The sequence below is a fragment of the Pseudooceanicola sp. NS-SX8 genome, assembly GCF_057380755.1.
In genome coordinates this window covers 2,096,860-2,119,912 of record NZ_CM170819.1, presented here as the reverse complement: position 1 = coordinate 2,119,912, position 23,053 = coordinate 2,096,860, and the positions used below count along the sequence as shown (strand labels likewise).

Below are 23,053 nucleotides of genomic sequence, written 5' to 3'. Positions count from 1 at the left end.
TTCCGATGACCGACCTCGCCGATATTCCCGAACCCACGCTGCTGCGCGAAAGCGTCCTGATCGAGGCGGACCGCGTCCGCATCCTCGACCGCCGGGTCTTCCCCCTGGAAAAGCGCTTCGTCGACTGCACCGATGTCGAAACCGTGGCCCGCGCGATCGAAGACATGGTGACGCAAAGCGCGGGGCCCTTCCTGGCGGCCACCGCCGGGATGGTCCTGGCCGCCCGCGCAGCGCAGGCCCTCGACACCGGGGCGCGTCTGGCCGCCCTCGCCCAGGCGGCGGAGCGTCTGCGCAACACCCGCCCCACCAACAACGCCATCCGTGACGCGATGAGCGCCCTGCAGGCACAGGCGCAGACCCTGGCGGAGGCCGCCGACTTTCCCGCCGCGATGGAGGCAGCCGTGCGCGTGCTCTGGTCGGAACGCCGCGCCCGAAGCGAGGCCCTCGGACAGGCCGCCGCAAGCCTGGTCCGGGACGGTGACACGATCCTCACCCATTGCTGGGGCGAAACCAGCGTCATCGCGACGCTCGACGCCTGCCTGCGCCAGGGCAAGAAGATCGAGGTGATCTGCACGGAAACCCGCCCCTACCTGCAAGGCGCCCGGCTCACCGCGCATTCGGTGGCGGAAATGGGCATCCCCACCACCGTCATCACAGACGGCATGGCGGCCCATGCCATGGCCAGCGGCATGGTCTCCCGCTTCATGACGGCGGCGGATCGCGTGACGCTCTCCGGCCATGTCTTCAACAAGGTCGGCACCTACCAGATCGCCATTGCCGCCCGCGCCCTGGGCGTGCCCTTCATCGCCATGGTCCAGCAGCCCGACCGCCTGGCCCCCGGCCCCGAAGACGTCCGCAATGAAATGCGCGAGGGCGAAGAGGTCCTCAGCTGCCTGGGCCACCGCACCGGCACGCCGCTGGCGAAGGGCTGGTATCCCGCCTTCGACGTCACGCCACCGGAATATGTCTCGGCCGTGGCCACCTGCCAGGGGGTCCACGCGGCCATCGCGCTGGAACAGGTCTTCGGATGAGCCGCCCGCTGCGCCTGACAGGGGGCCTCGTCTGGACGGGGGAGGAGGCCACGGCCCACCCCCGCGACCTGCTGATCACCGGCGACCGGATCACCGCGCTGCTGGATCCCGCCACGCCCGGCAACGCCGACTGGCAGGAACGCGATGTCACCGGCTGCATGATCCTGCCGCCCTTCTACAACGCCCATGTCCACGCCGGCTCCGCCCTGGCCCGCGGGACAGAGGATTCCCTGCCGCTGGAACTGTGGTCCTTCTGGGCCATCGGCATCGGCAGCAGCGCCACCGCCGCGCAATACGAATGCGCCATGCAGCTGACGGCGATTGAGATGATCCGCGGCGGCATCGGCGGCTACACCGACCACGCCCCCCAGGTGCGCCGGGCCGAGATCGCCCTGCGGGTCCACCGCCAAAGCGGCCTGCGCGTGGGCTATGCCCCCTTCTTCGCCGACCTCTGGGATGAAGACATCCTGGAGATCCCCGGCGACCGCGCCCTGCTGGCCGAACTGGGCCTGCCCGTGGCCTCCACCCCCGACGGGATGCGCGCGCTCTTCCGCACCCTGGCGGCAGAGCTCTCGGGCAGCCGCATTTCCCTGCTGCTGGGCCCCAATGCGCCTCAGCGCAGCTCGGACCTGCTGCTGGACAGCTGGGGCGCGCTGGCGGAGGAGCTGGGCATCGGCAGCCATACCCACCTGCTGGAAACCTTCCCCCAGGCCGACCTGGCCGCGCGGCGCTGGCCCGATGGCGGGGTGATCGACGCCCTGGCGCGGCGCGGCCTGGTGGGCCCCGGCGTGTCCGGCGCCCATGCGGTCTGGCTGTCCGACCGCGATTTCGAGGCGATGGCCCGGGGCGGCATGATGGCCGTGCACAACCCGCTGTCGAACCAGATGCTGGGCTCCGGCCAGATGCGCCTGCGCGCCGCGCTTTCGGCGGGGGTCCGGGTCGGCCTGGGCACCGATTGCAGCAATACCGCCGGGCGCTACGACATGTTCGAAACCATGCGCCACGCCCTTGTCGGCGGGCGCACCCCCGGCAGCGACTTCACCGGCTGGATCCGCGCCGAAGAGGTGCTGCGTGCCGCCGCCTGCGACGGCTGGGCCGCGCTCGGCCCCGGGGCCACGCCCCGCCGCCTGGCCCCGGGCGCCCCCGCCGACCTGCAGATCCTCGACCGCAACTGCCCCGGCCTGGCCGGAACGCCCCCCGATGCGCGCGGCCTTGTCAGCCAGGGCCACATGGGCGCGGTGCGCGACCTGATGATCGCCGGAGACTGGCTGCTGCGGGACGGCAAGGTCCTGGTCTTCGACGAGGCAGAGGTCCTGGCCCGCGCCACCGACGCCGCGGCAGAGCTGCGCGCCGAAACCCGGGAACGCCTCGCGCGCCTCCCCTCGCTGATCCCCGAATACCTCGACTGGCAGGCCCGCCGCTTTGCCCCCGCCGCCTGCCCCACCTGCGGCGCGATCCATCCGCCCGCCGCCCCCGCGTCCCGGAAATGACCCAGATGACCGACACCCCCCAGCAGCGGCAGCGCATCATCGACACGGCGCGCGCCATGAACGCCAGCGGCCTGAACCGGGGCACCTCGGGAAACGTCAGCATGCGCTGCGGCGATGGCTTCCTGATCACGCCCACCGGCATGCCCTATGATGGCCTGACCCCCGAAGACATCGTCCTGGTCACCATGGACGGCACCCCGAAGGGCCCCCGCAAACCTTCCTCCGAATGGCGCCTGCACCGCGATATCCTGGCCGCCCGGCCGGACCTCGACGCGGTGGTGCACACCCATGCGACCCATTGCACCGCCGTCGCGATCCTTGGGCAGCCGATCCCGGCCCTGCACTACTCCATCGCCGCAGCCGGCGGCCAGGACATCCGCTGCGCCGGTTACGACCTCTTCGGCAGCCAGGCCCTGGCCGACGGGGTGGTCACGGCCCTGAAGGACCGCCGCGCCTGCCTGATGGCCCATCACGGCATGGTCGCCTGCCACCAGACCCCCGAACGCGCCCTGGCCCTGGCCGGCACGGTGGAGGAACTGGCCCGCCTCTACCTGCTCTGCCGCGCCGCAGGGGAGGTCCCGGTTCTGCCGCCCCATGAGATGGCGAAGGTCCTGGACCGCTTCCGCACCTACGGCCAGCAATAGCGGCACCTCAGCGGCGCGGGGCCAGCATCGACCGGACGTTCGACAGGAACTCCTCGGACACCCGCGACAGCGGCGCATCGCGGAAGGTCAGCACGTTCAGCGGGAACCGGTATTCCAGGTCCAGCTGCGCCACCCGCGTGCCCGGCGGGATGCGCCGGAAGATGGTGAATTCATCCAGCAGGGTCAGGCCCAGCCCCTCCTGCACCAGGGCGCAGGCGGTGTTCATCAGGCGGCAGCGCGCCCGGTACTCGGGTTCCAGCTCCAGCTCGCTGAACCAGCCGTCGATCATACGCTGCTGGAAGGCATGGGTGCCGTAGCCGATCATCGGATGGCGCGCCACCTGCTGCAGCGTCACCCGTTCCTCCCCCGCCAGCGGGTGATCCTCCGGCATCAGGCAGACCAGCGGCGCCTCCGCGATGCGGGAGATTTCAAGCCGCGGATCCTCCAGCTCGTAGATCGTCAGGGCGAAGTCGTAGCGGTGGAATTCCAGCATAGGCACCACCTCGTCCACGTGCAGGCTGCCCAGTTCGAACCGGATCGCCGGATGGGCCCGGTGCATCGCCGACAGCGCCTGCGGCACCACGCTCAGCCCCAGCCCGGGCGAGGTGCCGATGCGCAGCGGCGCATCCCCCGCATCGCGCAGGGTCAGCCGGTCCTCGATCCGTTTCAGGCTGTGCTGGATCCGCTCCAGGTCCGGCATCAGCGCCAGCGCATCCGCCGTGGGCACGAACCCGCCCTGGGTCCGCGCGAACAGGTCGAACCCGATCTGCGACTCGGTATGGCGCAGCATCCGGCTCACCGCAGCGGCCGAAACGTTCAGAAGCTGCGCCGCACCGGTGATCGTGCGCGCGACCATCACCGCGCGGACCACTTCCACTTGCCGGATGGAAATCATGCGGGCCTCCGATCCCTCTCCACACCCTTGTCAAACAGGGCGATTGATCTTTTGTTAAACCACTCAGTCAAGATGTTAATCGACTGCGCCCGCGCCCGCAATCTATACCCTGCCCATCCGGTAGAACGCGAAGGAGGAGCGCAGCATGTCGGCATCCAGCAAGGGACCCAATGCGGCCGACGCGGCGCAGCATGCCTTCGACGTGATCGTCGTCGGCGGCGGCATGTCGGGCTGCGCGGCGGCCCTTTCGGCGGCGCGCAACGGCGCCCGTGTCCTTCTCGTGGAACAGAACGCCTTCCTCGGCGGCGCCGCCACCGCCGGCATGGTGGGGCAGTTCGTCGGCTGGCAGACCCGCAAGGGCCGCAAGGTCGTGGCCGGCGTGGCCGATGACATCGTCACCCGCCTGCGCGCCGATGGCGGCTGCGGGGAGATGGGCACCTTCGTCATGTCCACCGGCCACGTGATGAACCGCATCGAATATGACGCCGACATCCTCAAGGTCTCGCTCGAACAGATGCTGGTCGAAGCGGGGGTCGAGGTCCTGCTGAAATCCTTCGTCGTCTCCGCCGAAACCGACGAGGGCCGCATCGCCTCGGTCCTCATCTGGGCCGCGGGCAAGTGGATAGAGGCCGGCGCGCGCAGCTTCATCGACGCCTCGGGCGACATGACCCTGGTCACCGTGGCCGGGGGCAGCTTCCTGGGCCTCGAACCCGACCAGGCGCTGCAGCCCGGGACGATGATGTTCGAAATGGCGCCGGTCGACCTGGACCGCATGGATGCCATGACCCCCGACGACCGCGACCGCGTCGTGGCCGAGGGGCTGGCCTGCGGGGCGCTGCCCCGCGCCGCGCTGCACTATTCCCGCGTGCCCGGCGCCGATGCCGCCTGGTTCAACATCTCCCGCGTGTCCGTCGATCCCGACGATCCCTTCTCCATCAGCCGGGGAGAGATCGAGGGCCGCCGCCAGGCCGTGGAAATCTCGCGTTTTCTTCAGGCGCACATGCCCGGCTGCGACCGCGCGCGCCTCTCTGCCCTTGCCCCCCAGCTGGGCATCCGCGATACCCGCAGGATCGAGGGGGACCACGTCATCACACGCGAAGAGATCACCTCGGGGACTGCCTTCGAGGATACCGTCGCCTGCGGCGCCTACCCGATCGACGTGCACAAGCCCACGGGGACGGAACTGACCTTCATCGAGTTCGGAGAGGATCACCACTACTCGATCCCCTATCGGGCCCTGGTGCCCACGGGGCTGCGCAACGTGCTGACCGCCGGGCGCGGCATCTCCGCCACGCATGAGGCCTTCGCGGCCCTGCGCGTCATGCCGACGGCCATGGCCATGGGCCATGCCGCGGGCATCGGCGCGGCCATTGCCGCCGCCGGCACCCAGGGCGAGGTCCGACAGGTGCCCCTGCCCCAGCTGCAACAGCGCCTGCGCGCCGAACATGCCTTTCTGGGAGTCTGACCCATGGCCTTCACTGCCCTTCTGATCACCTTCGCCATCTTCATGGCCATGGGCGCGCCGGTCGCGCTGGCCATGGGCTTCGCCTCCATGGTCTACATCCTGCTGGGCGACGTCACGCCCTCCATCTTCATCTTTTCCATGGTCGAAAGCCTGGGCGGCGTCACCCTGCTGGCCATCCCCTTCTTCGTCCTCGCGGGGGAGATCATGAACGTCGGCGGCGTCACCGCCCGCATCTTCCACTTCGCCGGCCTTCTGGTGGGCCATATCCGCGGCGGCCTGGCCCATGTGAACATCGTCTCCAGCCTGTTCTTCGCCGGCATCTCCGGCTCTGCCGTGGCCGATACCGCGGGCCTCGGCCGGATCGAAATCAAGGCGATGACCAAGGCAGGCTATTCCCGCGCCTTCAGCGCCGCCGTCACCGCCGCCTCCTCCTGCATCGGGCCGATCATCCCGCCCTCCATCCTCATGGTGCTCTACGGCTCCATGTCAGAGGTCTCGATCCCCGCGCTCTTCGTGGGCGGCCTCGTGCCCGGGCTGATGCTGGGCGGCTTCATGATGGTCTACGTCTACTTCGCCGCGAAGAAGGAAAACGTCACCCCCTCGCCCCGCGCCACCATGGGGGAAATCGGCCGCAGCTTCATCCGCAACGCCCCGCCGCTGATGACCCCGGTGGTCATCCTGCTGGGCCTGGTCTTCGGCATCGTCACCCCGACCGAGGCCGGCGTGGTCGCCGTCTTCTACGCCACCATCGTCGCCATGGCCTACGGGGACATGAAATGGTCCAACCTGGGCGCAATGCTGGAAGAGGCGCTGATCACCACCACCCAGATCATGTTCATCCTCGGCATGTCCTCGCTCTTCGGCTGGCTCGTGACCACCGAACAGCTGCCCCAGGCGATGGCCGAATTCTTCCAGTCCTCCGGCTACGGCCACCTGGCCTTCCTCTTCGCGGTCAACATCATCCTGCTGATCCTCGGCACCTTCATGAGCCTGACGTCGATCCTGGTGATCTTCACCCCCACCCTGGTGGGCATGGGCACCGCCCTGGGCGTCGATCCGGTGCACCTGGGGGTGGTCGTCGTGCTCAACCTCACCGTCGGGCTGATCACCCCGCCGCTCGGCTGGTGCCTCTACATCGTGACCGAAATCGCGGAAATCCGCTTCATCGACACGGCGAAGGCCATCATGCCCTTCCTGATCCCGATCCTGATCGTGCTGCTGATGATCACCTACATCCCGGGCCTCGTGACCCTGCCGGGCGAACTGCTTCTGCCCAGCAACAACTGAGGCCCCTAAACCCACGTTTTCTAAAGGGAGGAGACCCAATGAAAACCGCACTCACCACCACCCTCGCGCTCAGCGCCCTCACCCTGCCCGCGCTTGCCCTCACCGGCGGCGCGGCCCAGGCCGCCACCTACCGGCTGGCCTGCCCCTCGGCGGAAACCTCCACCACCTGCCTCGCCGCCACCCATTTCGCGGACGAGGTGCGCGACCGCACCGATGGCGACATCGACATCCAGGTCTTCCCCGGCGGGCAGCTCGGCTCGGGCGAAAAGGCGATCCAGCAGATGCGGGCGGGCGTGCTCGACATGGTGGTCGAAAGCCTGTCGAACTACGGCAACTTCATCGACGACTACAACGTCGTCTCCTGGGGGTTCACCTTCCGCGACAACGACCACTTCCAGCACTTCCTGGCCTCCGACATCGAAAAGGGCCTCGAAGATCAGCTCTTCGATGAGGCCGGGATCAAGATGCTGGCCTCGAACTGGTCCAAGCTGCCGCGCGTCGTCGTCTCCACCAAGCCAGTGGAAACCCCCGCTGACCTGGCCGGGCTGAAGTTCCGCGTGCCCGGCATCCCCTCCTACATCAAGACCTGGCAGACCCTTGGCGCCAACCCGACCCAGGTGCCCTGGTCCGACAGCTTCCAGGCCCTCAAGACCGGCATCACCGACGCCATGGAAGCCCCCTACGATTCCGTCCTCAGCCAGAAGTTCCACCTGGCAGCGCCCTATGTCTCCCTCACCAACCACGTCTACGACTCGATCACCGTGGCCATGAACGGCCGGCGCTGGTCCAAGCTGGACGAGGATCAGCAGGCCATCGTGCTGGACGCCGCGGCCAAGGCCGCCACCTACTCCGCCCAGATCGTGGCCGAGGCCGCCCAGTCCGTGCGCGAACAGCTCGAAGCGGACGGCGCGACGGTGATCGAGGTCGACCGCGCGGCCTTCGCCGACAAGCTGCGCGCGGCGGCCCATGACCAGGAGGCAGACGGCCTCTGGGGCGAAGGGCTCTACGACGCCATCCAGGACATCGAGTGACAGCGGCGCGCCGCAGGAGAAAGACATGAAATTCATCGACACCCTTCTTGGCCTGATCGCCAAGATCTACCTGCGGATCTCGCAGATCGTGCTGGTCGCACTGGTCGTGGGGATCCTGACCGAGGTGTTCATGCGCTATTTCCTGGGGCGCGCCTTCGTCGGCTCGGCAGAGCTGACCCAGCTGGCAATCACCTGGGTCGTCTTCCTGATGGCCTTCGTGCTGTTCCGGACCCGGCGCCATATCGTCGTCACCGCCCTGGTCGACATGCTGGGCCCCCGGGTGCAGCGCCTCTTCGACCTGATCATCAACCTGGCAACGGTGATCCTGTCGATCTACGTGCTGGTGCAACTTGGCGCGGTCTGGGAATTCCTCGGCCTGAAGACGCCGGTCTTCCGCATCCCAGACACGGTGTTCAAGGTCTCCCCGGTGTTCTGCTTCGTGCCCATGGCGCTGCAGGCGGCGGTGAACGCCCTGGCGCCCCGGCTGGAACCGGCCGACCCGCACGAGACCGAACATGTCTGACCGGTCTGACCGGCGCCCGGCCCGGATCACCGGCCACACCCGCCACATCCCGCTGATCGGCCACCCGATCGCCCAGGTGAAGACGCCCCCGGCGATCAACGCCTGGCTGGCGGCGCAGGGTCATGACGCGGTGATGGTGCCCATGGACCTGGCCCCGGGCGCGGTTCCGGACTTCCTCGACATCCTGCGGGGCAGTGCGAACTGCCTGGGCTGTTCGGTCACCGTGCCGCACAAGCAGGCCGCCTGCGAATGCGTCGACAGGCTGACCCCGCGGGCCCAGGCCGTGGGCGCTGTCAACATCATCCGCCGACAGCCCGATGGCACCCTGCTGGGCGACATGACAGATGGCGCCGCGCTGGTACGCGCGCTCGAAACCCATCTCGAAAGCCACCCCGTCGGCCAGCGGCTGGCAGGGGCGCATATCCTCGTCGCCGGGGCCGGTGGCGGCGCGGGGGCGGCCATCACCCATGCCCTGGCGGCACAGGGACCGGCCGGGCTGGTGCTCATCGAACCCGACGCGGGGCGCCTCCAGGCCCTGCGCGCCCAACTCCGCGCGCTCTGCCCGGATGTTGCGGTCACGACCGAGCTGCCCGCGCCGGGCAGCCTCGACATCGCGGTAAACGCCTCTCCCCTGGGGATGCGCCCGGGCGATCCGCTGCCCTACGATCCGGCCCTGCTGAAACAGGGCGGACTGGCCGCCGACGCGGTCACCAGCCAAAGGGTGACCCCCGTCCTGCAGGCCGCCCTGGACCGGGGCCTGGCCATCTGCACCGGCATCGAAATGGCCGATGCCCAGCTGGCCTTCCAGATGCACCACCTGGGCCTGCGCTCCGCGCCCTGACGCCTCCCCCGGGCGACACACCCGCCCATGGCCCCCGGCCCTGCCTCGCGGAAAATTCCCGAAATCCTCCTCCGCCGGTTGACACTCCGCCCGCGCTGCCACACCCTGCCCGCACATAGCCAGGGGTGCTCCGATCGGGGCTGAGATGCGCGATGATGCGTGAACCCTTCACAGCTGATCTGGTTAATGCCAGCGGAGCGAGGTCACCATGTTCATAGGCGCCCAAGTGTCGCTTTATCCGATGACGTCCGATTTCGTCGATGTCATCCTGTCCGGGCTCGACGCCCTCACCCCCTACCAGCAGGATCTCAGGATCGAGACCGACGACATGTCGACCCTGATGGTCGGCGCGCCGGGTCCCCTGCTCGACGCCATCCGCGATCTCTTCGCCGCCGCCGCCCGGCGGCCGGAGCACGTAGCGATGCATGTCACCCTGTCGCGCGGCTGCCCCGGCGAACCCGATGATCCCGCCTGCCATTGCGACACGCTGACCCGTGCCCAGGATCGCACCCTCGCCGAGCGTCAGGCCCTGGCCCGGCAGGCCGTCCTTCAGGCCCCCGTCACCGGGGTGCAGATCGACCTGCAGTTCTCCCTCTACGTCCTTGGGCAGGATCGCCACATGGACGAGATCTATGGCTGCATCGACTTCCTGAAGGGCTCCGGCACCTTCCTGCGGTCGAAGAACTTCTGCACCCGCCTGCAGGGCGATGCCGGGGCGGTCTTCGAAACGCTGCGACAGGCCTTCCTGCGCTTCGGCCCGGCGGAGGGGCATGTCACCATCGACATGACCGCCTCTGCCAACTCCCCCAGCAAGACCCCCACCAACAGCTGACGACACGCGGGCGCCGCACGCCCGCGCGTCCCGCCTGCACGCCCCACCCGCCCGCCATGCGCGCGCAAGGGGCGCGCAGGCACCGCGCAGGCCACGGAACCCGCCCATCAAAGCCCCCCGCCCGGCCCACGGCCGAAATCACGGCCGGAAATCACAGCCATAACCACGGCCCCACCTGTGGCCCGACCTTGGGCGTGAAACAGGGCTGGCCGACGCGGGGCGCCAAGACGGAGGTCAAGATGACCCTCTTCCGACGGATCTTTCCCACGATCCTGATCTCTCTCGCCCTGCTGCTGGCCTGGCAGGTCTACTGCCGCCGCGCCGGGGTGTCCCCGCTGATCCTGCCCGCGCCGACGGATGTGGCGCGCGGGCTCTGGCTCAACCGCGCCGACATCGGGCGGCACGGGCTGTCGACGCTCTGCGTCACCCTGGCGGGGTTCTCCCTGTCGGTCGTCACGGCCTTTGCCGCCTCCGTGGCGCTGCATGCGCTGCCCTGGGTGCGGCGCGCGCTGATGCCCCTGCTGGTGGCCAGCCAGACGGTGCCCATCGTCGCGCTGGCCCCGCTGATGGTGCTCTGGTTCGGCTTCGGCCTGCTGCCCAAGGTGCTTCTGGTGATCCTGGTGACCTTCTTTCCCATGCTGGTCAGCCTGCTGTCGGGCTATGCCCGCCTGCCCCGCGCCTACCGTGATCAGCTGGTGTCGATGGGCGCGTCCGGGCGCACGGTCTTCCTGCGCGCGACCCTGCCCGTTGCCCGGCCGGCCTTCTTCGCCGGGCTGCGCATCTCCGCCACCTACGCCGTGGTCGCGGCCATCTTCGCCGAATACGCCGGGGCGCGGCGCGGGCTGGGGATCTACATCCTCTCGGCCAAGAACAACTTCCGCGCCGACCTCGTGCTCGCCGCCGTCGTCGTTTCCGCCGGGCTGACCCTGCTGCTGCTGGCGCTTCTGGACCTGGCCGACCGCGCCACCGGCCGCCGCCACAGGAGGGCGCCCGATGCTGCAGGTTGACGCGCTCACCATCTCCGCCGCCGGGGCGCCGCTGCTGCGCGATGTTGCGCTGCGTCTGGACCAGGGGCAGATCACCTGCCTGATCGGCCCCTCGGGCTGCGGCAAGACCTCCGTCGTGAAATGGCTGGCAGGCGTGCTGCCGCCCGGGCTTTCGGCCCGGGGCCGCGCCCGGCTCGACGGGGCGCCACTTGCCACGCCCCACCCCGCCATCGCCTACCAGCCGCAGCAGGATACCCTGTTCCCCTGGCTGACCGTGGCGGAAAACGCAGGGCTCGGCCTGGAAATCGCCGGCCTGCCCCGCCGCGAGGCCCGTGCCCGCGTGCACGACCTGCTGCCCGCCTTCGGCCTGGCCGGCACCGCCGACCAATTCCCCGACCAGCTCTCCGGCGGGATGCGGCAGCGCGCGGCCTTCCTGCGCGCCGTCGTGGGCGACAGCCGCTTCATCCTGCTGGATGAACCCTTCTCCGCCCTCGATGCGGTCACCCGCCTGCGCATGCAGGACTGGCTCTGCGATCAGCTCTCCCGCAGGCCCCGTGGCGTGCTGCTGGTCACCCATGACCTCTACGAGGCGACCCGCCTGGCCGACCGCCTTCTGGTCATGGGCCGCCCGGCGCAGGCCCCGCGCCCCGACGCGGCCGCCTGCATCCTGGCCGACATCCCGATCACCACCCCCCGCACCTCCCGGTCGGAGGCCGCCCTGGCCCCCACCCGGGACATGCTTCGAACCCTGCTCCTGGAGGACCGACAATGAAACACTTCCTGCCTGCCGCCACGCGCGCCCTGCCGCTGGCCTTTTCCATGGCCATGGCCCTAACCCTGTCTCTGGCCCAGTCAGCCCAGGCCCAGACCACCTCTGACGACACCCCCGACGCGGCGCCTGTCGAGGTCAGCATCGCCCTCGACTGGACGCTGAACACCAATCACGTGGGCCTCGTCGTGGCCCGCGATCGCGGGCTCTATCGCCAGGCCGGCCTGCAGGTCGACATCCTGCCCTATTCCGACAGCAGCTCCACCGCGCTGCTGGCGGCGGGGGCTGCGGATTTCGCCTACATGACCTCGCTCGGCTTCCTCAACGCGCGGGCCTCCGGCGCGCCCATCACCGCGCTCTGGGCCACGATGCAGCGCGAAACCGGGCGCCTCGTCTACAACAGCGACAATACCGCCATCACCCGCCCCGCCGACCTCGCGGGCAAGACCTACGCTGGCTTCGGCACCAGCTGGGAACATGCCCTGATCACCACCATGATCGAAGCGGACGGCGGCGATCCGCACTACGACACCGTCACCCTGGGCACCGGCGCCTACGAGGCCCTGGCCTCCGGCGCCGTCGACTTCACGCTGGAGGTCGCGACCTGGGAAGGCGTCAACAGCACCCTGCTGGGCCGCCACCAGTCCAGCTTCGCCTATGGTGACTACGGCGTGCCCGCCCAGCAGAACGGCTACATCGGCACCACCCGCGCCCTGCTGGCAGAAGACCCCGCCCTCGTCACCCGCTTCATGCAGGCCACGCAACAGGGCTACGCCTGGGCCGCCGATCACCCGGGCCAGGCCGCCCGGATCCTGATCGACGCGGGCGACTTCCCGAACGAAGAGCTTGTCCGCGCCTCGATGCAGCTGATCGCCGATGGCCACTACCTGACGGACGGCCAGACCCCCGTGGGCCGGATCGCCCCCGAAACCTTCACCACCATGGCGCGCTTTCTCTTCGACAGCGGCGTGCTGAAGGGGCCCGGGGGGGCCGCGCTGGACTGGCCGGGCGATCTCTCCGGCTGGATCGACCAGTCCTGGATGGATGCACCCGTTCCCGCGCAGTGACCCCAAAACAGACCCCGCAAACTGCCCCCGTCACCTGAACCGGCAGTTTCCGGGCCGGGCGGTACGCCGCCCGGCTTGACCCCTCCCCCAAAGGCGCAGATTGTCCCGGCTCTCACCGCTGACAAGAGGCCTCCCGTGCACCGCCGCCTGCTTTCCCCCGACACCGCCCTTTCCGCCATCCGCCCCAACCTCGCGGACCTGGAAACCGAAAACATCGCCTCCCTCGCCGCCCGCGCGGATGGCGTGCCCGACATGATCCCCCTGTGGTACGGCGAAGGCGATATCGTCACCCCCGATTTCATCCGCCAGGCGGCAAAGGACAGCCTCGATGCCGGAGAGGTCTTCTACGTGCCCCAGATGCAGGGCCGCCCCGACCTGCACCGCGCCCTCACCGCCTACCAGTCCGACCTGCACGGCATCGACCTGGGCCCGGACCGCACCACCATCACGCCCTCGGGCATGCAGGCGATGCACATCGCCCTGACCATGCTGCTGCAGGCCGGCGACAATGCCGTCATCGTCGAACCGCAATGGCCCAACATCCGGCACGCCGTCTCCGTCACCGGGGCGGAACCGCGCGGCGTCCCGCTCGACCTCGTCGATGGCGCCTGGACGCTGGACCTCGACCGGCTGTTTGACGCCTGCGATGCCCGCACCCGGGTCATCATCCTGTCCAGCCCCGCCAATCCCAACAGCTTCATGGCCGATGCAGCGCTCTACGCGGCCCTGCTCGACTTCTCCCGCCGCCACGGCGTCTGGATCATCTCGGACGAAGTCTATGCCCGCCTCGTGGCCGAGGGCCGCGCCGCGCCCTCCATCCTGCAACAGGCCACGGAAGAGGACCTGGTCTTCTGCATCAACGGCTTTTCCAAGGCCTGGGCGATGACCGGCTGGCGCATCGGCTGGCTGAACCACCCCGCCTCCGTCGCGCCCACGGTGCATGCGCTGACCCAGTACATGAACTCCGGCACCGCCGCCTTCATCCAGGCCGGCGCCCTGGCCGCGCTCACCCATGGCGAACCCACCGTCGAAATGATCCGCGCCCGCTGCCGCGATGGCCTCGATGCCGTCTACGAGGTGCTGGGCCGCTCCAACCGCGTCATCCTTCCCGCAAAGCCCAGGGGCGGCATGTATGCCTTCTTCCGCTTCGACGGAGAGGAAGACGCGGGCCCCACCTGCCTGCGACTGGTGACCGACGCCCGCGTGGGCCTCGCGCCCGGGTCGCTCTTCGGCGAAGACTTCCGCGGCTACGTGCGCCTCTGCGTCGCCCGCCCCGCCGAACAGCTGGCCGATGCGGCGGAACGGATCGTCAAGGCGCTCTGATCATCCAGGGTCATCGCCCGATCAACTCCGCCGCCCACGGCTCCAGGCCCGTCCCGCAGGGCGCGCGGGGCGGGATCACGCAATTGGGAAAGCCCGCGCGCGGGCTGTCCCGGTGATGGTGCCGCGATGGCCCGGCAATGGCCCGCCGATCCCCACCGCCCCGGCAGGCCGGATCCCGCCCCGCTTTCCATCCCGGGGCGCTCCCCCAGTGCCAAGCCCGGCAAAGAGGCCCGTTTCGCCTTTTGAACAAGCAGTTTTCGGCGCCGCACCGCCACCGCGGGACGTAACGTCAGCCCCCTCCGCGGACCCCCGCGACAGGCCTCACGGCGCCGCGAACCCCGCGCCTGCTGGGCCTGCGTCCCGCGCACGGGGGTTGCGACGGGCTGCCTCAGGGGCCGGGCGCCGGCGTCTTATCCGTTGACATGCCGGGTGTCGTCATTAGGTAGGACGCATCCCCGACCTTCCTGCCGGGGGCTTCGTCTAATCGCCGGGCGGTTCTTCCCTCCGGGACAAACGGGGGCGGTAGAATTCACCGATCCGATACGTGACCGTCACGAAAACATCACCTGCCGCGCCCATTGATCGCCGCGAACGAAGCTCTAAGGGTGCAGCTGGCGTGGCCTCTCCCGCACGGAAAATCGACCGCCTTCCCGCCAAGGGGCCGACGGACGCAAGCCTGCCCGTGCAGGACGCCTTCCGCCGCACGCCCCCCCATGCGCCCCACACGCTTCATGTCCTGCGGCGTGGCCCTGCCCCCGCACCCGGCGCCCTGCCGGGCGGCACGGTACTGCCCGACACCCCCGCACGGCCCTTGGGCCAGCCCGTGACCCGGGCCCCTTCCGGCCTTCCAAACTCCGGCCTTCCGGCCTGCGAACAGCTTCGCGCGGCCCTGCCCGGTGCCGCCAGCCGCACGACCGCCGCCAACAGCCCCGCAGCCCCCGGCGGGCGCGGCAAGCCGCCCGAACGGGTGCGCTCCGTCTTCCTGTCGGACCTGCACCTGGGCGCCCGCGCCTCCCGCCCCGATGCGGCCCTCGCCTTCCTCTCCGCCCATGAAGCGGACCGGATCTTCCTCGTGGGCGACATCCTCGACATCTGGCACGGCGGCAAGATCCACTGGCCCGAGGCGGCAGAGGCCTTCATGCGCGAACTCGACCGCCGCGCCGAAACCGGGGTGGAGGTGATCTACCTTTCCGGCAACCACGATGCCGCCCTGCGCGCCTGCGACAACGACCTGCCCGTGGGCTGGCAGCACTGCGAAACCATGACCCACCAGGGCGCCGATGGCCGCAGCTACCTCGTGCTGCACGGCGACCAGGCCGACAGCCGCCTGATGCGCCAGCACTTCATGACCCGCCTCGGCTCCCGCCTGGATGCCATGCTGCGCGGCTTCGACGACTGGCTGGGGCGGCGGTTCTTCACCCGCATGCCCGACCAGTCCACCGCGATCCAGCGCGCCATCGTCAAGTTCTCGGGCCTCTTCGTCATGGCCGGCCGGTTCCAGAACCGGCTGGTGGCCATGGCCCGCGAAGCCGGGGCCGACGGGGTGATCTGCGGCCACTGCCACCGCCCGATGCTCGACAACATCGACGGCACGATCTACGCGAACTGCGGGGACTGGATCGACAGCTTCACCGCGCTCACGGAACATCACGACGGCACATTGAGACTTGTCGAATGGGGGGATGCGCCACAGATGGTACCTGCGACGGCCCCCTTCGGCCCCGTAACACAGGATGCCTAGATCATGATGGCGGCGAACATTCTCCTCGGCGGGATCGCAACGCTCTCCCTCTCCGCGCAGCTGGGCAGCTGCACCCTGGCCGCCCTGCGCCCCACCCTGCGGCCCCGCGCCGCCACCGGCTTCCGCCCCCGCATCTCCCTCGTCCGGCCCGTCAAGGGGCTCGACCCGCACGACCGCGCGACCCTGGAAAGCTCCTTCACCCAGGCCTATCCCGATTACGAGGTCATCTTCTGCGCCGAAGATCCCGCCGATCCCGCCTGCGCGCCCCTGCGCCACATGATGGCCTCTCATCCCCAGGTGCCCGCGCGCCTGCTGACCGGGCGCAGCAACCTGTCGGCCAATCCCAAGCTGAACAACGTCGAAAAGGGGGTGGAGGCCGCCTCTTCCGACTGGTTCGTGCTGACAGATGCCAACCTGATGCTGGACGCGGATTACCTCTCCGGCCTGGCGGACGCCTGGGAACAGGGCACCGGTCTCGTCTCCGGCCCGCCGGTGGGCAGCGATCCGGAAAACTTCTGGGGCGCGGTGGAATGCGCCTTCCTCAACACCTGGCAGGCCCGCTGGCAGCTGGCCGCCGACACGCTGGGACTGGGCTTTGCCCAGGGCAAGACCCTGTTCTGGAACCGCCGCGTGCTGCAGGCCGGCGGCGGGCTGGCCGCGCTGGGCCGTGACACCGCCGAAGACGTCGGCTCGACCAAGCTCATCCGCGCCCAGGGCCTGCGCGTGCGCCTGCCCGCCCGCCTGTCGCGCCACCCGGTGGGCCGCCGCTCCGCCCGGTCCGTCTGGGACCGCCAGCTGCGCTGGAGCGTGATCCGCCGCCAGGGCTTCCCCACGCTCTTCGCGCTGGAACTGCTGCAGGCGCCCGCCCTGGGCTTCCTGTGCCTGATCGTGCTCACCGCGCTGGGCGCCTCGCCGCTCTGGGCGCTGGGCTTCCTGCTGGCCTGGTACGCCGCCGAAATCGCCTTCGCCCGGGCCAACGGCATCCCGCTCGACGCCCGCGACCTCTCCGCCATGCTGACCCGCGACCTGCTGCAACCCGCGATCTGGCTCTCCGGCCTGCTCCGCCAGGGCTTCTCCTGGCGCGGCAACGAGATGGAGGCAGAGGTCACCCCCGGCAATACCCCCGGCAACGCCAAGCCCCGCTCCGACCGGAGACCGCAGCATGTTCGGCCTTGAAACCGTCGCGGCCCTGCTGGCCAAGTACGGCCTGGCCCTGGTGGCCCCGGTCGCGGTGATCGAAGGGCCCATCGTCACGGTGATCGCGGCCTGGCTGGCCTCCACCGGGCGGTTCGACCTCTGGTCGGTGATCATCATCGTGATCCTGGCGGACCTGCTGGGCGATTTCCTGGCCTATGCCCTGGGCCGCTGGGGCCTGGCGAAACTGCCAGAGGGCTGGCGCCGCCGGCTGGGCCTGCGCCCGGCGCGGCTGAAACTTCTGGCCGGTCACTTCGAATGCAAGGGCGGGCGCACGCTGATCCTGGGCAAGATCACCCACTCCATGGGCTTCCCCGTCCTGGTCGCCGCCGGCACCGCCCGCATGCGGATCAGCCAGTTCCTGTGGTTCAACCTGCTGGGCACCATACCCAAGAGCCTGTTCTTCGTTGCCGTGGGCTACGGCTTCGGCGCCGCCTATACCCGCATCGACGACTGGATCGGGCGCATTTCCCTCGGCCTGCTGGCCCTGATCCTCGTGGCGATCGGCAGCTGGCTCTTCTTCCGCAAGCGCACGACCTGAAGCACCGCCCACCTGTCGAACGGGCAGGATCGACCTAACTCATACGCCATGTCCCAACCAACGGCTCCCCTCATGTCCCCCGCCCAACCCACTGCCCAACCCACTGCCGAACCCCACACCACCCGCACCGCCCCCGCACCGCGGCTGACCTGCATCATTCCCGCCTTCAACGAGGCCCCCCGGATCCGCCGGGTGCTCGACGTGGCGCTTGCCACGCCCGAGGTGGAGGAGCTCATCGTGGTGGACGACGGATCCACAGACGGCACCGCCGAGGTGGTCGAAGGCGTGATCCGCGACCGCCGCAGCACCGGCTGCAACCGTCTGCAGCTGATCCGCCAGCCGGTGAACGGCGGCAAGACACGCGCGGTGGCCGAAGGGCTGCGCGCAGCGCGGGGCGACTTCGTGCTCTTCCTCGACAGCGACCTCCTGGGCCTGAAGCCCGAACACCTGACCCGGCTCGCCCAGCCGGTGCTGTCGGGCCGCACCGGCGCCTCGCTGTCGCTGCGTGGCAATGCCCCCGCGCCCTGGCGCGCGATCGGGCTGGATTACATCTCCGGCGAACGGGTGATGCCGCGCGCGCTGATGACCCGGCACCTGGATGAACTGGCCGACCTGCCCCGCTTCGGGCTCGAGGTCTTCATGAACCGGCTCTGGCTGCAGGCCCACCTGCATGTGGCCGTCGTCTCCTGGCCGGACGTGGTCAGCCCGCTGAAGGCCGACAAGTACGGCACCCTCGCCGGGCTGAAGGCCGATGCCGGGATGATGCGCGACATCTTCCGGACCGTGGGCCTGGGCACCATCCTGCGCCAGATCCTGCGCCTGCGCCGCGCCCGGGCCTGATAACAAAGCCGATCGCCCCCCCCGGAGCCTCCCCGTAGGGTGGATGCAATCCACCGCTGCTCCCCCACTCGCCCCACCTCTCCCCCGCCCGCGGCCCGGCCTTCACCTCCCTCACCACCGCACGCCTCGTTAACCCGGGGCGATCCGGCCATGCCGCACCGCCGCGATACCGACGCAATACCGACGTGATACCGACGTTCCGATTTCGGCCCGAAACCCCTGTTAACCAAGGCCCGGGCGGTGTGAGTCGCTGCACTGCAGTACCGACGTTGGACACGATGCTGTAGGACTGGGTTAACCCCGCCCCACGGTCAGAGCGCGGCCGCCAGCCGCGTGCCCTGGTCGATGGCGCGTTTCGCATCCAGCTCCGCCGCCACATCCGCCCCGCCGATCAGGTGGACAGAGGCCCCCGCCGCGCGCAGCGCCGCCTCCAGATCGCGGCAGGGCTCCTGCCCGGCGCAGATCACCACGTTGTCCACCTCCAGCACCTCCGGCACGCCGTCCCGGGTGATATGCAGCCCCGCGTCGTCGATACGCTCATAGGTGACCATCCCGATACTCTGCACCCCACGCTTGGCCAGCGTGGCGCGGTGGATCCAGCCAGTCGTCTTGCCCAGCTTGCCGCCAACCTTCCCCTTAGACCGTTGAAGCAGATACACTTTCCGCAAGGGCGCCTCGTCCTCCGGCGGCATGATCCCGCCCGCGCGGGCAAAGCCCTGATCGACGCCCCAGGTCCTGCAGAAGGCCTCGACCGAGCGTGGCCCGGCCTCCTCCACCAGGAATTCCGCCGTGTCGAACCCGATGCCGCCGGCGCCGATCACCGCGACCCTCGCGCCCACCGGCGCGCCGTCCCGCAGCACGTCGAGGTAGCCCAGCACCTTCTCGTGGCCGATGCCGTCGATCTCTGGTGTGCGGGGGCGGATCCCGGTGGCCAGGACGACCTCGTCAAAGCCCGACAGCGCCTCCGCCTCTGCCCGCTGCCCCAGGCGCAGCTCCACCCCCGTCAGCGCCAGCCGCTTGCGGAAATAGCGCAGGGTTTCGGCGAATTCCTCCTTGCCGGGGATCTTCATGGCGACATTGAACTGCCCGCCAACCTCTTGCGATTGTTCGAAAAGAACCACCCTGTGCCCACGCTCGGCGGCGGTCACCGCGCAGGCCATTCCCGCCGGCCCCGCCCCGACCACGGCCACCCGCCGGGGCACCTCTGCCGGCGCGATCACCAGCTCCGTCTCGTGGCAGGCCCGCGGGTTCACCAGGCAGGAAGTGATCTTGCCGCTGAAGGTATGATCCAGGCAGGCCTGGTTGCAGGCGATGCAGGTGTTGATCTCCTCCGCGCGGTCTTCGCGCGCCTTCACCATGAACGCCGGATCTGCCAGGAAGGGCCGCGCCATCGACACCATGTCGCAATAGCCCTCCTCCAGCAGCCGCTCAGCCACCTCGGGCATGTTGATCCGGTTCGTGGCCACCAGCGGGATCCCCACCTCTCCCTTCAAGCGCTTGGTAACCCAGGCAAAAGCGGCCCGAGGCACGGATGTGACGATGGTCGGCACCCGGGCTTCGTGCCAGCCGATCCCGGTGTTCAGTATGCTCGCCCCCGCCGCTTCGACCGCCTTCGCCAGCGCGACGACCTCCTCGGCCGTGCTGCCGCCCTCCACGAGGTCCAGCATGGACAGGCGGTAGATCAGGATGAACTCCGGCCCCACCCTTTCGCGGATGCGCCGGACGATCTCCACCGGCAGGCGGATGCGGTTCTCGAAGCTGCCGCCCCATTGATCCTCGCGCCGGTTGGTGCGTTCCGCGATGAACTCGTTGATCAGGTAGCCTTCCGATCCCATCACCTCCACGCCGTCGTATCCCGCCTGCTGCGCCAGCGCGGCGCAGTTGACGAAATCGGCGATGGTCTCCTCCACCTCCTGCGCGCTCAGCTCATGGGGCACGAAGGGGTTGATCGGCGCCTTCACGGCAGAGGGGGCTACCAGGTCCTTCTGATAGGAATAGCGCCCGAAATGAAGCACTTGCATGGCGATCTTCCCGCCCGCCTCATGCACCGCTTCGGTCACCACCCGGTGCTGCTCGGCCTCCTGGGGCGTCGACAGCTTCGCCCCGCCCGGAAAGGGACGCCCGCGTTCGTTGGGGGCCACGCCGCCCGTCACGATCAGCCCGACCTCACCCCGCGCCCGTTCGGCATAGAAGGCGGCCATGCGGTCGAACCCGCCCTTCACCTCCTCCAGCCCCACGTGCATGGATCCCATGATCACCCGGTTCCGGAGCGTGGTGAAACCAAGGTCCAGCGGGCGCAGCATCTGCGGATAAGCCATTGCATTCCTCCCTCTGCAGGCCCCGGCATAAGAGCCCGCAGAGGGCGGGTTTTCAATCCGCGCAGGCCCCTGGGCCCGCGAAGTGCCGCAGCGTTCCGGCGACTCAGCCCTCGGGCACGCTCAGCGCTTCCTCCAGGGCCTCCACCGGCAGGTCGAGCCAGGTGATGCCCAGCTCTTCCAGGAACTTGCCCTCCATCCGCGTCAGCGGCCCCGGCATCACCGCGACATGCCCGGGCGCCGACCGCTTGGCGATCTGCCGCGCGAAACTGCGCAGCATCTGGTCGTCGAAACGGCAGCCAAGGAACAGGAAGGGGCGCCCCGTCCGGCGCTTCTGCACCTCTTCGGGGATCGGGCGCTGAATGTCGATTTCCGTCAGGACCTCGACGTAATCACTGTCCGACAACAGGAATGACCGATCCGGGCGCGCCATGCCATGCGGCTTGTAGAGCACTGTTTTCACATCAGAATCCAGCGCTTCGATCTCTTGCCCGCGGCTGTCGTAGCTGCGGGTGAAGATGTCGATCCATTCGCCGTTGCGGCTGACCCCCTGCACCATGGCCCAGTCGCCCCCCTCGGGGAAGGCCGCCGGAAGGCCGTCGTCGTACCAGGTGTCCACGATCAGCGGCGGCGCGATCCGGGCCAGCCAGTCGTGCACCGGGTTCGTCCCGCCCTGTCCGGCGAAGGCGCGGCGCATGATGTCATCCAGCGTGGCTCGGAACTTCCGGCTTTCGACGTATTGCGCCACCGCCCAGAGGTTGCCAGCGGCCCGGCGGGGCGGCCGTACCTCTGCCTCGATCCTGGCGCAGAGGTCGGCGGTGGTCATCGGCAGGTTGCCCCCGGACAGGGCGGAAACGCCCGGCCCCAGGTAGGGCACGCGCGCGCCCCGGGCCACCTCTGCCAGGGCAAGGTCAAGCTGATCCAGATCGGACATCGTCACGCCTCCTGCGTCGCGATGCGGCGGGCATCCACCGTCACCGGCAGCGTGGGCGGCTCGTCGAAGGCCGGCATCTCGAAGATCCAGCCGTTGGACAGCCGCGCCCAACCTCCCCAGAGGTCGGGCTTTTCGGTTTCCACGATCATCTCCTCCAGGTCCTTCCTGGGCACGTAGGCTTCCATTCCCTTGGGGGTATTTCGGATCATGACCTTCATTCCGCGGCCTCCTGCACTCGGGTGACGATATGGGGCTGCAACCCCTGCTCCGCGGCGCTGCGCGCGCCCAGTTCATCGGGCACCAGCTCCCTCTCGCGCATGCCGACGATGCTGCCGCGCCCGACGAAATCGACCGCGTAGATGTAGAACTGCTGCAGGAAGACGCCGATGTCGCGGACATAGCCGACATCGCCCTTCCTCACGACGGTCTCTCCGATCTCCTTGCCGGCCATCGTCCCGTCATTATTGACATTTTTCTTCGAGATCACCCTGTCCCCCGGCAGGAAGGCCGGGTCGCGGTAGACCTCGATCTCTCGGTCGTCAGTGGACATCTCGGGCCCCTTTCTCCAGTTGCGAGAGCCGCGCCGCCGCGGTCTCCCTGATGATGTCTTCCGGGTCGTCCAGCAGGGCGCGCACCGCTTCAACGGGGCCCTGCTCGGCCACCACGTGGCGCACCCGCAGATCCTCGTCCCCGGTGAAAAGCCCGGGCCTTCGCCGCGCGGCCTCCCGCCGGACCAGCGGATCGGGATCGGCGCGGAACCGGTCAAGCCAGTCGGGGTTCAGGCGCCGGGCGACGATGCGGCGGATCTCGGGGTCCGCATCGGCGATCATCACCGGCAGCATCCCCGGTTCCGCCCTCCGGGCCACGATGGACCGCACGTAGCTGTCCTCGTCCGCCGTCATCGGCAGAAGCTTTTCCGCCGGCACCCTGTGTGCCACGGCGATCCGCACCCGCCGGTCCGGGTCCTTCATCCGACGTTCCGCCTGCGCGGGCGGCAGCCGCAGGATCGCCATGGCCCTGACGCCCGCGTCGGTATCCGACAACAGCCGGGGCAGGCGGAACACCGATGCCACCCGCGCGGCGTTCATCCGCGTCTCGAAATAGGGCATCGACAGGCATTCGTCGGCCAGGTCGCGGTTCAGCAGAAAGAACCGCTCTATCCGCTTGGCGTAGCGATCATGGGCGCAGGCCCAGCCCTGCCCGCAGCGCCCCGGCGCCAGCCGGTCGCGGAACCGGCAGCGGTCGCAATCAAGCGGCTGGCCCTGCCAGTCGACCGGGGGCGGCCCCTCCGGCATCGCGTTCAG

23 protein-coding genes and 1 riboswitch are annotated in these 23,053 nt (G+C 69.3%); of the genes, 17 read left to right on the top strand and 6 right to left on the bottom strand.

The window, feature by feature from the left end; genetic code table 11:
* Nucleotides 1–5: 5 nt before the first annotated feature.
* The 3 genes from AC2IR1_RS09680 to AC2IR1_RS09670 are packed head-to-tail and all read left to right on the top strand — an operon-like array spanning nucleotide 6 to nucleotide 3,165.
* Nucleotides 6–1,031, top strand: coding sequence for an S-methyl-5-thioribose-1-phosphate isomerase (locus AC2IR1_RS09680; RefSeq protein ID WP_486476073.1), 1,026 nt, complete (start codon nucleotides 6–8; stop codon nucleotides 1,029–1,031).
* A complete protein-coding gene (locus AC2IR1_RS09675) occupies nucleotides 1,028–2,521 on the top strand; it encodes an amidohydrolase family protein (protein ID WP_486476072.1) in 1,494 nt (497 codons plus the stop codon). Before AC2IR1_RS09680 ends, AC2IR1_RS09675 begins: the two co-directional genes overlap by 4 nt.
* A gap of 5 nt (nucleotides 2,522–2,526) precedes the next feature.
* Nucleotides 2,527–3,165, top strand: coding sequence for a class II aldolase/adducin family protein (locus AC2IR1_RS09670; protein WP_486476071.1), 639 nt, complete (start codon nucleotides 2,527–2,529; stop codon nucleotides 3,163–3,165).
* Nucleotides 3,166–3,172: 7 nt separating this feature from the next.
* Here AC2IR1_RS09670 and AC2IR1_RS09665 read toward each other — a convergent pair whose 3' ends face one another.
* Entirely contained in the window at nucleotides 3,173–4,060 is an 888-nt protein-coding gene (locus AC2IR1_RS09665; protein ID WP_486476070.1) for a LysR family transcriptional regulator, read from the bottom strand.
* Nucleotides 4,061–4,205: 145 nt separating this feature from the next.
* Between AC2IR1_RS09665 and AC2IR1_RS09660 the strand changes: the two genes are divergently transcribed.
* From AC2IR1_RS09660 to AC2IR1_RS09595, 14 genes are all read left to right on the top strand, one after another.
* Entirely contained in the window at nucleotides 4,206–5,525 is a 1,320-nt protein-coding gene (locus AC2IR1_RS09660) for an FAD-dependent oxidoreductase (protein ID WP_486476069.1), read from the top strand.
* Nucleotides 5,526–5,528: 3 nt separating this feature from the next.
* On the top strand, nucleotides 5,529–6,812 hold the full coding sequence (locus AC2IR1_RS09655) for a TRAP transporter large permease (RefSeq protein ID WP_486476068.1): 1,284 nt from the start codon (nucleotides 5,529–5,531) through the stop codon (nucleotides 6,810–6,812).
* A gap of 38 nt (nucleotides 6,813–6,850) precedes the next feature.
* Complete coding sequence (locus tag AC2IR1_RS09650; protein WP_486476067.1) at nucleotides 6,851–7,843, top strand: TRAP transporter substrate-binding protein; 993 nt, start codon at nucleotides 6,851–6,853, stop codon at nucleotides 7,841–7,843.
* A 25-nt stretch (nucleotides 7,844–7,868) separates the two neighbouring features.
* Nucleotides 7,869–8,366 (top strand): TRAP transporter small permease, encoded by a 498-nt coding sequence (locus tag AC2IR1_RS09645; protein WP_486476066.1) that lies wholly within the window; start codon nucleotides 7,869–7,871, stop codon nucleotides 8,364–8,366.
* A complete protein-coding gene (locus AC2IR1_RS09640; RefSeq protein ID WP_486476065.1) occupies nucleotides 8,359–9,207 on the top strand; it encodes a shikimate dehydrogenase family protein in 849 nt (282 codons plus the stop codon). The genes AC2IR1_RS09645 and AC2IR1_RS09640 overlap by 8 nt, the downstream gene beginning before the upstream one ends.
* A gap of 111 nt (nucleotides 9,208–9,318) precedes the next feature.
* A riboswitch (TPP riboswitch) is annotated at nucleotides 9,319–9,425 on the top strand.
* On the top strand, nucleotides 9,416–10,039 hold the full coding sequence (locus AC2IR1_RS09635) for a YkoF family thiamine/hydroxymethylpyrimidine-binding protein (RefSeq protein WP_486476064.1): 624 nt from the start codon (nucleotides 9,416–9,418) through the stop codon (nucleotides 10,037–10,039). Its footprint overlaps the riboswitch before it by 10 nt.
* 239 nt (nucleotides 10,040–10,278) lie before the next feature.
* Nucleotides 10,279–11,046, top strand: a complete 768-nt coding sequence (locus tag AC2IR1_RS09630) for an ABC transporter permease (protein WP_486476063.1) — start codon at nucleotides 10,279–10,281, stop codon at nucleotides 11,044–11,046.
* Entirely contained in the window at nucleotides 11,033–11,797 is a 765-nt protein-coding gene (locus AC2IR1_RS09625; protein WP_486476062.1) for an ABC transporter ATP-binding protein, read from the top strand. The genes AC2IR1_RS09630 and AC2IR1_RS09625 overlap by 14 nt, the downstream gene beginning before the upstream one ends.
* Entirely contained in the window at nucleotides 11,794–12,861 is a 1,068-nt protein-coding gene (locus AC2IR1_RS09620; protein ID WP_486476061.1) for an ABC transporter substrate-binding protein, read from the top strand. Before AC2IR1_RS09625 ends, AC2IR1_RS09620 begins: the two co-directional genes overlap by 4 nt.
* 135 nt (nucleotides 12,862–12,996) lie before the next feature.
* Nucleotides 12,997–14,184: a pyridoxal phosphate-dependent aminotransferase gene (locus AC2IR1_RS09615; protein WP_486476060.1), complete on the top strand. Its 1,188-nt coding sequence runs from the start codon at nucleotides 12,997–12,999 to the stop codon at nucleotides 14,182–14,184.
* A 616-nt stretch (nucleotides 14,185–14,800) separates the two neighbouring features.
* Nucleotides 14,801–15,925 (top strand): UDP-2,3-diacylglucosamine diphosphatase, encoded by a 1,125-nt coding sequence (locus AC2IR1_RS09610; RefSeq protein WP_486476059.1) that lies wholly within the window; start codon nucleotides 14,801–14,803, stop codon nucleotides 15,923–15,925.
* A gap of 3 nt (nucleotides 15,926–15,928) precedes the next feature.
* Nucleotides 15,929–17,101: a glycosyltransferase gene (locus tag AC2IR1_RS09605; RefSeq protein ID WP_486476058.1), complete on the top strand. Its 1,173-nt coding sequence runs from the start codon at nucleotides 15,929–15,931 to the stop codon at nucleotides 17,099–17,101.
* Entirely contained in the window at nucleotides 17,088–17,660 is a 573-nt protein-coding gene (locus AC2IR1_RS09600; protein WP_486476057.1) for a DedA family protein, read from the top strand. The genes AC2IR1_RS09605 and AC2IR1_RS09600 overlap by 14 nt, the downstream gene beginning before the upstream one ends.
* A 72-nt stretch (nucleotides 17,661–17,732) precedes the next feature.
* Complete coding sequence (locus AC2IR1_RS09595) at nucleotides 17,733–18,500, top strand: glycosyltransferase family 2 protein (protein WP_486476056.1); 768 nt, start codon at nucleotides 17,733–17,735, stop codon at nucleotides 18,498–18,500.
* 311 nt (nucleotides 18,501–18,811) lie between these two features.
* On the opposite strand, the gene AC2IR1_RS09590 is transcribed toward AC2IR1_RS09595, so the two are convergent.
* The 5 genes from AC2IR1_RS09590 to AC2IR1_RS09570 all read right to left on the bottom strand — a co-directional run bounded on the left by AC2IR1_RS09590 (nucleotide 18,812) and on the right by AC2IR1_RS09570 (nucleotide 23,044).
* A complete protein-coding gene (locus tag AC2IR1_RS09590; RefSeq protein WP_486476055.1) occupies nucleotides 18,812–20,818 on the bottom strand; it encodes an FAD-dependent oxidoreductase in 2,007 nt (668 codons plus the stop codon).
* Between the two features lie 103 nt (nucleotides 20,819–20,921).
* On the bottom strand, nucleotides 20,922–21,749 hold the full coding sequence (locus AC2IR1_RS09585) for an SIR2 family NAD-dependent protein deacylase (RefSeq protein WP_486476054.1): 828 nt from the start codon (nucleotides 21,747–21,749) through the stop codon (nucleotides 20,922–20,924).
* Nucleotides 21,750–21,751: 2 nt separating this feature from the next.
* A complete protein-coding gene (gene nifT, locus AC2IR1_RS09580) occupies nucleotides 21,752–21,967 on the bottom strand; it encodes a putative nitrogen fixation protein NifT (protein ID WP_486476053.1) in 216 nt (71 codons plus the stop codon).
* On the bottom strand, nucleotides 21,964–22,299 hold the full coding sequence (locus tag AC2IR1_RS09575) for a nitrogen fixation protein NifZ (protein ID WP_486476052.1): 336 nt from the start codon (nucleotides 22,297–22,299) through the stop codon (nucleotides 21,964–21,966). The genes nifT and AC2IR1_RS09575 overlap by 4 nt, the downstream gene beginning before the upstream one ends.
* Nucleotides 22,289–23,044, bottom strand: coding sequence for a 4Fe4S-binding leucine-rich repeat protein (locus AC2IR1_RS09570; RefSeq protein WP_486476051.1), 756 nt, complete (start codon nucleotides 23,042–23,044; stop codon nucleotides 22,289–22,291). The genes AC2IR1_RS09575 and AC2IR1_RS09570 overlap by 11 nt, the downstream gene beginning before the upstream one ends.
* Nucleotides 23,045–23,053: the final 9 nt, after the last annotated feature.

Excerpts from the sequence above, each read along its gene's own strand:
- AC2IR1_RS09680 (WP_486476073.1), top strand. The coding sequence starts at position 6 with ATGACCGACCTCGCCGATATTCCCGAACCCACGCTGCTGCGCGAAAGC.
- AC2IR1_RS09675 (WP_486476072.1), top strand. The coding sequence starts at position 1,028 with ATGAGCCGCCCGCTGCGCCTGACAGGGGGCCTCGTCTGGACGGGGGAG.
- AC2IR1_RS09670 (WP_486476071.1), top strand. The coding sequence starts at position 2,527 with ATGACCGACACCCCCCAGCAGCGGCAGCGCATCATCGACACGGCGCGC.
- AC2IR1_RS09665 (WP_486476070.1), bottom strand. The coding sequence starts at position 4,060 with ATGATTTCCATCCGGCAAGTGGAAGTGGTCCGCGCGGTGATGGTCGCG.
- AC2IR1_RS09660 (WP_486476069.1), top strand. The coding sequence starts at position 4,206 with ATGTCGGCATCCAGCAAGGGACCCAATGCGGCCGACGCGGCGCAGCAT.
- AC2IR1_RS09655 (WP_486476068.1), top strand. The coding sequence starts at position 5,529 with ATGGCCTTCACTGCCCTTCTGATCACCTTCGCCATCTTCATGGCCATG.
- AC2IR1_RS09650 (WP_486476067.1), top strand. The coding sequence starts at position 6,851 with ATGAAAACCGCACTCACCACCACCCTCGCGCTCAGCGCCCTCACCCTG.
- AC2IR1_RS09645 (WP_486476066.1), top strand. The coding sequence starts at position 7,869 with ATGAAATTCATCGACACCCTTCTTGGCCTGATCGCCAAGATCTACCTG.
- AC2IR1_RS09640 (WP_486476065.1), top strand. The coding sequence starts at position 8,359 with ATGTCTGACCGGTCTGACCGGCGCCCGGCCCGGATCACCGGCCACACC.
- AC2IR1_RS09635 (WP_486476064.1), top strand. The coding sequence starts at position 9,416 with ATGTTCATAGGCGCCCAAGTGTCGCTTTATCCGATGACGTCCGATTTC.
- AC2IR1_RS09630 (WP_486476063.1), top strand. The coding sequence starts at position 10,279 with ATGACCCTCTTCCGACGGATCTTTCCCACGATCCTGATCTCTCTCGCC.
- AC2IR1_RS09625 (WP_486476062.1), top strand. The coding sequence starts at position 11,033 with ATGCTGCAGGTTGACGCGCTCACCATCTCCGCCGCCGGGGCGCCGCTG.
- AC2IR1_RS09620 (WP_486476061.1), top strand. The coding sequence starts at position 11,794 with ATGAAACACTTCCTGCCTGCCGCCACGCGCGCCCTGCCGCTGGCCTTT.
- AC2IR1_RS09605 (WP_486476058.1), top strand. The coding sequence starts at position 15,929 with ATGATGGCGGCGAACATTCTCCTCGGCGGGATCGCAACGCTCTCCCTC.
- AC2IR1_RS09600 (WP_486476057.1), top strand. The coding sequence starts at position 17,088 with ATGTTCGGCCTTGAAACCGTCGCGGCCCTGCTGGCCAAGTACGGCCTG.
- AC2IR1_RS09595 (WP_486476056.1), top strand. The coding sequence starts at position 17,733 with ATGTCCCCCGCCCAACCCACTGCCCAACCCACTGCCGAACCCCACACC.
- AC2IR1_RS09590 (WP_486476055.1), bottom strand. The coding sequence starts at position 20,818 with ATGGCTTATCCGCAGATGCTGCGCCCGCTGGACCTTGGTTTCACCACG.
- AC2IR1_RS09585 (WP_486476054.1), bottom strand. The coding sequence starts at position 21,749 with ATGTCCGATCTGGATCAGCTTGACCTTGCCCTGGCAGAGGTGGCCCGG.
- nifT (WP_486476053.1), bottom strand. The coding sequence starts at position 21,967 with ATGAAGGTCATGATCCGAAATACCCCCAAGGGAATGGAAGCCTACGTG.
- AC2IR1_RS09575 (WP_486476052.1), bottom strand. The coding sequence starts at position 22,299 with ATGTCCACTGACGACCGAGAGATCGAGGTCTACCGCGACCCGGCCTTC.
- AC2IR1_RS09570 (WP_486476051.1), bottom strand. The coding sequence starts at position 23,044 with ATGCCGGAGGGGCCGCCCCCGGTCGACTGGCAGGGCCAGCCGCTTGAT.